The following is a 7,633-nucleotide window of genomic DNA, read 5'->3' on the forward strand; positions in this document are numbered from 1 at the left end:
TGTCATACCGTTTGTAATGCCATGCCAGCCCCGCCTTGATCTGCTTAAGGTTGACGTCCTGTCCATTCAGCAGCACTTTTCCCAAAACACGCTGATAGCGGTCTTGCTTGTGCCACTCCACGGCAACTTCCTTGCCAAATACCAGATCAGCCAGGTTTTGCCGGGATACAGTGCCAAAGGGCTGCTTGCGTTCAGGCGCATCAATTCCCACGAGCCTGATTTTGTGCTGCCGGTTTGATTTATCGAGGACTGTCAGGGTATCGCCATCGGCGATCTTGACGACCCGACCGCTTAATATTTCAGCTTGAGCGAAACAGCTGCATAAGATATAGACAGCCAGACCGGTTACTAACCGGCTCAGCTCAGCTATTCTGTCTCCTCGCATTATGCGGTCACCTTAATGGCAGCTCCATGCGCACGGCGTGCAGGGCGAACAACGACCTCAACATGCTGGTCGAGCGACATCAACGCCTGCATCAAGCGTTCGAGCGAGATGTTCCGTAGTTTGTAGCGCCGAATCTGGGACACTTTCGGTTGCGTTATGTCGGTGAGGCGAGCCGCCTCAGTCTGACTTAAGCCCCGCTTGTCGATCAGTTCGTTCAGCTTGACCGCGAGGATGGTCTTCGCTGGCAGCTCTTCCGCATCGTCAAGGCCTGGATCGGCCAGCACATTGTCGGTACCTTGAGAATACTCTGTATGTGTCATTAACCAGTATGAAGTAGTTTTGCCGGCTTACGATCATCCATACACAATATAGAGATGAGTTAAATATGACAGCAATGGGTCAATCTTGCACATTCGTTTTTTGTCGCCATTTTTCAGCTGAAAATCTTCCTCCAGTCTGTTCCACTGTGGCTACAAAAATTCTTAGCAGATGGTATACCTCTCGTCAAAAAACATGATGTAGGACAGAGTCTCTTGATTAAGAGTTAGCCTTTCTAACATGAGAGAAAGGAGAAGTAAAATGAGCAGAGTAATTGTTATGCCAAAATTTTTTGGCTTACCGTTGCTGATTTTTGGATAGCCGGATCAATCTTGCCCCGCCTCCTCCAGCCAGAAACTGCCATTGACGCTATCAAGACGCGCTTCTCAGCCGGCTGAGTGTCATGAGTCTGTCGGAGGGAATGGTGGATAAGGGCATGATAGAATTCAAGCTCCACCCTGAACCCTGGTATTGCCATGAACGACCACCCTCGCATCAAATTACTGGAAGATCTGCTGGCCCGCCGCATCCTGCTGCTCGACGGTGCGATGGGCACCATGATCCAGAGCCACAAGCTTGGCGAAAAGGACTATCGCGGGGAGCGCTTTGCCGATTTTCCGCATGATCTCCGAGGTAACAACGATCTCCTGACGCTCACTCAGCCGCAGGTGATCCGTTCCATTCATGAAGCCTATCTGCAGGCGGGCGCAGACATCGTCGAAACCAACACTTTCAATTCCACTGCAGCCTCGATGGGCGACTACTACATGCAGGACTTGGTGTATGAGCTCAACTTTGCCGGGGCCAGGCTGGCAAAGGAAGCAGCCCAAGCGATGGAAGCAAAGACGCCCGAGAAGCCGCGCTTTGTCGCGGGCGTGCTGGGGCCGACCACCAAAACCGCTTCGATTTCTCCCGACGTGAACGACCCCGGCTTCCGCGGCATCACATTCGACCAGCTGGTGGAGGATTATTCCGAATCCATTCGCGGCCTGCTCGACGGCGGCGCTGATATTCTGCTGGTGGAAACCATATTCGATACCCTCAATGCGAAAGCGGCACTGTTTGCCATAGACCGGTATTTCGAAACGCATCAGGTGCGTGTTCCCATCATGATTTCGGCCACGATAACGGATGCTTCGGGACGCACGCTTTCCGGCCAGACGCCGGAAGCATTCTGGAACTCCGTATCTCATGCCCGTCCGTTGTCCGTAGGGCTCAACTGCGCCTTGGGGGCGGAGCTGATGCGCCCTTATGTTGAGGAGCTTTCCAGGGTTGCAGGCGTGTATGTGAGTGCTCACCCCAACGCGGGCTTGCCCAATCCGCTGGCGGAGACGGGCTATGACGAATCTCCGGAATATACTGCAGGGTTGATCAAGGGGTATGCGCAATCCGGCTTCGTGAATATCGTCGGCGGGTGCTGCGGCACCACGCCTGCCCATATCAAGGCGATCGCAGACGCCGTAGCGAGTATCCCGCCTCGGGCCGTGCCGGATGTTCCAAAGAAGCTTCGTCTTTCCGGTCTTGAACCGCTCAACATCGGTGATGACTCCCTGTTTGTAAACGTCGGGGAGCGGACCAACGTCACCGGTTCGAAAGCCTTTGCCCGGTTGATACTCGGCAACAACTATGCGGAAGCACTGAGCGTCGGACGCAGCCAGGTCGAGAATGGGGCGCAGATCATCGACATCAACATGGACGAGGCGATGCTCGATTCGCAGAAGGCGATGGTTACTTTCCTGAACCTCGTCGCTGCGGAGCCGGATATCAGCCGTGTGCCTATCATGATCGATTCCAGCAAGTGGTCGGTCATTGAAGCCGGACTGAAGTGCGTGCAAGGCAAGCCTATCATCAACTCCATCAGTCTCAAGGAAGGTGAAGCCGAATTCATCGAACATGCGAAACTCGCCCGGCGTTATGGCGCTGCGGTCATCGTGATGGCGTTCGACGAGACCGGGCAGGCGGACACCCTGGCGCGCAAGGTGGAGATTTGTGCGCGCTGCTACCGTATTCTCGTTGATCAGGTTGGTTTCCCCCCTGAGGACATCATCTTTGATCCGAATATCTTTGCAATCGCTACCGGGATAGAAGAACACAATAATTACGGCGTGGATTTCATCGAAGCGACCCGCGCCATCAAGGAAAAGCTGCCGTATGCGAAGGTGAGCGGCGGCGTTTCAAATGTGTCCTTCTCCTTCCGCGGTAATGAGCCCGTGCGGGAAGCGATCCACACCGCCTTCCTCTACCATGCCGTTCGCGCCGGGATGACGATGGGCATCGTGAACGCCGGGCAGCTCGGCGTTTATTCCGATATTCCCAAGGACCTGCTGGAACGGGTCGAGGATGTGCTGCTCAACCGCGTCCTCCCGGAAGACGGAGAGGCTACCGCCACCGAGCGCCTGGTGGAATTTGCCGAGAGCTTCAAGGGACAAAGCAAGGAAAGCACCGAAGACCTTGCCTGGCGGAACGGTACGCTACAGGAGCGGCTGACGCATGCCCTGGTCAGGGGGATTACGACCTATATCGTGGAAGACACCGAGGCAGTCCGGCAAGAAATAGCCGCGCAGGGCGGACGTCCAATCCAGGTGATCGAGGGTCCCCTGATGAACGGCATGAGCGTCGTCGGTGATCTGTTCGGATCAGGCAAAATGTTCCTGCCCCAGGTGGTGAAATCTGCGCGCGTGATGAAACAGGCGGTAGCGCACCTGCTGCCGTTCATCGAGGCGGAAAAGAAGCTGCTGGGCGATTCCAAACCCAAGGGCAAGATCGTCATTGCCACCGTCAAAGGCGATGTGCATGACATCGGCAAAAATATCGTCACCGTGGTGCTTCAGTGCAACAATTATGAAGTGGTGAACATGGGGGTGATGGTCCCCAGTGCCAAGATTCTGGAGACTGCCAGACGCGAAAATGCCGACATGATCGGCTTGTCCGGCTTGATTACGCCCTCCCTGGAAGAAATGGCGCATGTGGCAAAAGAGATGGAGCGGGAAGGTTTTACCATCCCCTTGTTGATCGGCGGCGCGACGACTTCACGGGTACATACCGCTGTGAAGGTGGCGCCCAAATACAGCGGGGTTACGGTGTGGGTGCCGGATGCCAGCCGCGCGGTCGGCGTGTGCAGCAATCTGTTGTCGGAGGATTTACGGACAGACTATATTCAAAAAATCCAGGCCGAGTACGAGAGAGTGCGGGCGCAGCATAAGAACAAGAAAGGACCGGCGCCGTTGCTGTCGATCGCGGATGCGCGGAAGAATGCGTTCAAGACCGATTGGGAAACATACACTCCACCTTCACCAGGGTTTACCGGTGTCAGATCCTTGCGAAATTATCCCCTGGAAAAAATCGTGCCCTTCATAGACTGGACACCGTTCTTCCAGGCATGGGAACTGTCGGGGCGTTTCCCCGCCATCCTGGAAGATGAAGTGGTTGGCGAGGCCGCCAGCAATCTCTACCGTGATGCGCAGATGATGCTGAAAAAGATCGTGGAGCAGAAATGGCTTGCAGCAAATGCCGTATTCGGCCTGTTTTCCGCCAATACGGTCAACAGCGATGATATCGAAATCTATGCGGACAAAACCCGGCAGCGGGTAGCGATGACCTTTCACAACCTGCGCCAGCAGACCATGAAACCGGATGGCAAGCCCAATCTGTGCCTGGCCGATTTCATTGCTCCCAGGGAAAGCGGCATTGCCGACACCATCGGCGCATTCGCGGTGACCGCGGGAATGGGCATCGAGGCAAAGTTAAAGGTGTTCGAGGAGGCGCATGACGATTACAGCGCAATTATCCTGAAAGCGCTGGCGGATCGTCTAGCGGAAGCTTTTGCGGAGCACATGCACTGGCGGATACGGCGTGAATTCTGGGGCTTTGTCCAGGATGAAAACCTGAGCAATGAGCAACTGGTCGCGGAAGAATACCAGGGGATTCGCCCCGCCCCGGGCTACCCGGCCTGTCCGGATCATACCGAGAAGGGACCCTTGTTTGAAATGCTGAACGCGCCTGAAAATGCAGGCATCATCGTGACTGAATCCTTTGCCATGGTACCCACGGCGGCAGTATCAGGCTTTTACTTTTCCCACCCGGAAGCCAGGTATTTCGCAGTCGGCAAGATCGGCAAGGATCAGGTGGAGGATTACGCCAGGCGCAAGGACTGGACACTGGAAGAAACGGAGACGTGGCTGGCGCCCGTTCTGGCGTATGAAAGATAGCTGAATGAAAGATACTTGATCGGAAAGATTGCTCCCAGGCCTGCGACATACAGGAGATGCGAGCAGCTACGTGCGTCTGGCGAGAGAAGCGAGAGAAAGCGAGCTTGCTCTGCCGTTCCTGTCACTCCTTCACACGGCTGATCTTTGCCACTTCGGGAATACGCCTCAGGCTGCGAATCACCTGTGCCAGATGATGGCGGTTGCGTACCTGTAAGACGAAATTCATGGTGGTATATGTGCCATCGCCCTCCATGGCGACATTATCGATATTGGAATCCGCATCAGCGATGGCCGCCGCCACCCTGGCTAGTGCTCCCCGCTGATTGGCCACCATCAGCTTGATACCCACTTCGAACTGCCGGTCGATATCCTTACCCCAAGCTACATCCAGCCAGTTGTCCGAACTGCCCTTGTTTTTGGTCACTGCCGGACAGTCATCGGCATGGATCACGAGTCCCTGATCTTTCTTGATAAACGCTATAACTGGGTCACCGGGAATGGGCCGGCAGCACCTGGCAAATTGGACGGCCATGCCCTCAGTGCCGAGTATCGTGATGATATCCGTAGTCCCGCTCGCGCCGAGAGCGGATTCGCCGGGTGAAGCCGCAAGCCGCCGTGCAATCACTCCCGGCAAATGCTTGCCCAAGCCCATGTCTGCCAGCAAATCGGTTCTGGATTTGGCGCCGCTTTCACGCGTCAGTTTTTCCCACTGCGCCTCGCTGATCGTCTGCGGATCGACCTTGAGCGTGGCGAATGCCTGATTCAACAGGCGCTCCCCGAGTTTCGCCGATTCGTCGTATTGCATGGTCTTGAGAAAACGCCGGATATGCGAGCGCGCCTTGCCGGTAACCACGTAATTCAGCCAAGCCGGATTAGGCTTGGCATGGGATGCGGTCACGATTTCCACCCGGTCCCCGCTTCTGAGCACGGTGCGCAACGGCGCATTCTCGCCGTTAATTCTCGCTGCCACGCAACAGTCGCCAATATCCGTATGCACCGCGTAGGCGAAATCCACTGCGGTCGACCCCTTGGGCAGCGCCAGTATCTCGCCCTGGGGCGTAAAGACATACACCTCGCCCGGAAACAGGTCCACCTTGATATGCTCCAGAAATTCCAGCGAATCGGTGGAATCGCTCATGGTTTCGAGCAGGCTCTGCAACCACTGATGGGTTTTCATGTTCAAATCGTTCAGATCTGCGTCGGAACTCTTGTAGAGCCAGTGCGAAGCAACGCCCGCCTCCGCAATCCGGTGCATTTCCGGTGTCCGGATCTGGATTTCGATCGGCGTGCCGTAAGGTCCCCACAGAGTGCTGTGCAGCGACTGATAGCCGTTGGCCTTGGGGATGGCGATGTAGTCCTTGAATTTTCCGGGGATAGGGTTGTAGAGGCTGTGCAGTGCGCCCAGCGCGATGTAGCACGAAGGCACGTCCTTCACGATGACGCGAAAGCCATAGATGTCCAGGATTTCCGAAAACGAGAGATGTTTCTCCACCATCTTCTTGTAGATGCTGTAGAGCTGTTTCTCGCGTCCGGTTACTTCCGCATCCAACCCTGAGGTCTTCAGGCGCTGCTTCATGGTATCGAGGATTTTCGACACCATCTCGCGGCGGTTTCCGCGTGCCGCTTTGGTGGCGTTGGTCAGGACCCGATAGCGCCTGGGATACAGGTAACGGAAGCTTAATTCCTGTAATTCGTGGTAGATATTGTTGAGTCCCAGCCGGTTGGCAATAGGCGCGTAGATTTCCATGGTTTCACGCGCGATGCGCCGCTTTTTCTCAGGCCGCATGGCCTCCAGCGTGCGCATATTGTGCAGCCGATCGGCCAGTTTGATGAGTATGACGCGTACATCCCGCGCCATCGCCAGCAGCATTTTGCGGAAATTCTCCGCCTGCGCATCCGCGTGGCTCTGGAATTCGATCTTGTCCAGCTTGGAAACACCGTCCACCAGCTCCGCGACCGACTTGCCAAAGCGATCCCCGATCTCGGCTTTGGAAACGTGCGTATCTTCCATCACGTCGTGCAGCAGCGCTGCTGCCAGCGTCTGACTGTCGAGGCGCAGTTTGCCCAGAATGCTGGCTACTGCGAGGGGATGAGAGATATAAGGCTCGCCGGATTGGCGGAATTGGCCCGAGTGGGCACTCTGACTGAAGAGATAGGCGTTCTGAAGCTCAGATACATCCTCACGCGTGAGATAGCTGGAGAGTTCGTGAAAAAGGAAACTCGCCTCGGGCAAAGTAGCAGAAGAACTGGACAGACCTCGCGCCTGCATCGTCATTTCCTTCATTTCATCCCGTCAACATACGTTTCGGAATAGCAGCGGTATCCTCACTTGATGATTGATTGTCAGTTTGCTTGTCACGCAATAAAACCTGTTTTTTACATCACCGGTAGCGCCCGAGCGCTCTAAAGGGTGCCAGTCGTGAGGATATCCGTTCCAACCAGGCCTTGTGAAATTTCCCGCAGCGCAATCACGGTCGGTTTATCCCGCGACGGTTCCACCATCGGGCTTCCGCCAACTGAAAGTTGTCGCGCCCGAATGGTTGCAACGAGGGTCATATCGAAGCGATTGGGAATTCTTTTCAGACAATCGTCAACAGTGATGCTGTAGTAGCCCCCAATTGAACCGGACACAGATGCACTGATGACAGGAGATAGGCATATGCCTGGTGCTATGCATAGTGCTTCGGGTTTTGAACGTATTGAAGTAGTAACCGGTGTTGAG

General features: G+C 55.4%; 5 protein-coding genes. 1 reads left to right on the forward strand and 4 read right to left on the reverse strand.

The window, feature by feature from the left end:
- Both AC52W5_RS00985 and AC52W5_RS00990 read right to left on the reverse strand, forming a co-directional pair.
- On the reverse strand, positions 1-385 hold a 385-nt coding region (locus AC52W5_RS00985), incomplete at its 3' end, for a thermonuclease family protein (protein ID WP_495669632.1).
- On the reverse strand, positions 385-705 hold the full coding sequence (locus tag AC52W5_RS00990) for a helix-turn-helix domain-containing protein (RefSeq protein ID WP_495669633.1): 321 nt from the start codon (positions 703-705) through the stop codon (positions 385-387). The genes AC52W5_RS00985 and AC52W5_RS00990, both read right to left, overlap by 1 nt.
- Before the next feature lie 474 nt (positions 706-1,179).
- Here AC52W5_RS00990 and metH point away from each other — a divergent pair, with 474 nt between their 5' ends.
- Positions 1,180-4,911: a methionine synthase gene (gene metH, locus AC52W5_RS00995; protein ID WP_074975324.1), complete on the forward strand. Its 3,732-nt coding sequence runs from the start codon at positions 1,180-1,182 to the stop codon at positions 4,909-4,911.
- Positions 4,912-5,032: 121 nt separating this feature from the next.
- Here the strand turns inward: metH and AC52W5_RS01000 are convergent, their stop codons facing one another.
- Both AC52W5_RS01000 and rpoZ read right to left on the reverse strand, forming a co-directional pair.
- Positions 5,033-7,195: a RelA/SpoT family protein gene (locus AC52W5_RS01000; protein ID WP_371265884.1), complete on the reverse strand. Its 2,163-nt coding sequence runs from the start codon at positions 7,193-7,195 to the stop codon at positions 5,033-5,035.
- A gap of 119 nt (positions 7,196-7,314) precedes the next feature.
- A complete protein-coding gene (rpoZ, locus tag AC52W5_RS01005; RefSeq protein ID WP_495669634.1) occupies positions 7,315-7,512 on the reverse strand; it encodes a DNA-directed RNA polymerase subunit omega in 198 nt (65 codons plus the stop codon).
- Positions 7,513-7,633 lie beyond the last annotated feature (121 nt).

The sequence above is a fragment of the Nitrosospira sp. CT genome, assembly GCF_059489795.1.

What these genes read in the sequence shown, in the direction of transcription:
- metH (WP_074975324.1), top strand. Translation starts at nt 1,180, where the DNA reads ATGAACGACCACCCTCGCATCAAATTACTGGAAGATCTGCTGGCCCGC.
- AC52W5_RS00990 (WP_495669633.1), bottom strand. Translation starts at nt 705, where the DNA reads ATGACACATACAGAGTATTCTCAAGGTACCGACAATGTGCTGGCCGAT.
- AC52W5_RS01000 (WP_371265884.1), bottom strand. Translation starts at nt 7,195, where the DNA reads ATGAAGGAAATGACGATGCAGGCGCGAGGTCTGTCCAGTTCTTCTGCT.